Source organism: Microcoleus sp. Pol12B3, assembly GCF_036701355.1.
Classification (GTDB): Bacteria; Cyanobacteriota; Cyanobacteriia; order Cyanobacteriales; family Microcoleaceae; genus Microcoleus.
In genome coordinates this window covers 1-1,124 of the sequence record NZ_JAUBQS010000171.1, presented here as the reverse complement: position 1 = coordinate 1,124, position 1,124 = coordinate 1, and the positions used below count along the sequence as shown (strand labels likewise).

The following is a 1,124-nucleotide window of genomic DNA, read 5'->3' as shown; positions in this document are numbered from 1 at the left end:
TTCGTTTTGGCATTCTTTATTTGATGGGGGTGCTGTTCCTCCTGATTATATCATGGTTGATCGACCGGACATGATATTACACCATTCTCAAGAACAGGCTTTCCGGCCTGTTCCACAAAGAGTGAGTTTTATTGTGGGGTGGGCATCCTGCCCGCCCATAAAAGGGTCATTGAGAATCACAAAAAAAACTGGTTTCTGGAACCCCATGCGTAAGTTTTAATTAACTCTTAATTTGCAAAGGTCTACCGCGCCAAGTCCACCCCCAACCAGTTTCAGTTTTAATCGCAGAACCGATCGCCATTGCCGCCACTAACGCACCTCCGAAACCTCCCAACTACCAGTATCTCGTCGGACATTCAGAAATCTCGGCACCCAAGCGGCGCAAATTGTAATGGTGCCAAATTACGATTTTTACTAAGAAGGAAGAAGGAAGAGAGAAGACAGAAGAAGAAAGAGGGAAGACGGAAATTATTTGTTTCAGAATAATGAAAAATCCTCTCCACGGCATAGGATAAATAAAGAACATAATTGCAGCCATGTAAACCATCAACCCCCAACTGCGGTTAGCGCCGAGATACAGATTCTTTGTCCAGCCTTCCCACAATGCGATCCAAGAGCGATACATCCGCACGGATGCCAAATTTGACCCGGAATAAAGTCCGAGCTTTAAACCCGCACTTTTGATGCGCCTAGCTAATTCCACATCTTCCACAATTTCGCCGGCAACTGCTTTGTGACCGCCAAATTTTTCGTAAGCCGATCGCCTAAATAACATGAACTGCCCGCCCGCAAAAGCACTGTCTGTTGTCGGATCGTTGACGGCGGTGAAGTTGTAGCAAACTGCTAGGTGATTGAAGATTATCGGCTGCACTAACTACTCGGCAAAACACTCACTTTCCCAGCGCTGGCATACAGGTGAATAAGTCTATTTTCTCAGTTTATGCTATTGCAATAGCGGTTTCGATCGCCCCTGGTTTGAGTCGCACGTCGGCATCGATAAATAATAACTGTAGTTTAGACTAAATAAAGATGAGAACGGTGGCTTTCAGAAGAACTAGAGCCACCGCGCCGGGAGAGAATGAGGGTGCAAAATAAAACCTATCCCCTCCCTCAATGAACAGTGA

Annotated in this window: 2 protein-coding genes; one reads left to right on the top strand and one right to left on the bottom strand. The window is 45.9% G+C overall.

Annotation, left to right across the window (positions count from 1 at the left end; all coding sequences use genetic code 11):
• The coding region (locus tag QUA53_RS29045; protein WP_333101341.1) for a hypothetical protein at positions 1-220 on the top strand (220 nt) is incomplete at its 5' end.
• Positions 221-334: 114 nt separating this feature from the next.
• Here the strand turns inward: QUA53_RS29045 and QUA53_RS29040 are convergent.
• Positions 335-871 carry a glycosyltransferase gene (locus QUA53_RS29040; RefSeq protein ID WP_333101339.1) on the bottom strand — a complete coding sequence of 179 codons (537 nt, stop codon included), beginning with the start codon at positions 869-871 and terminating at the stop codon, positions 335-337.
• Positions 872-1,124 lie beyond the last annotated feature (253 nt).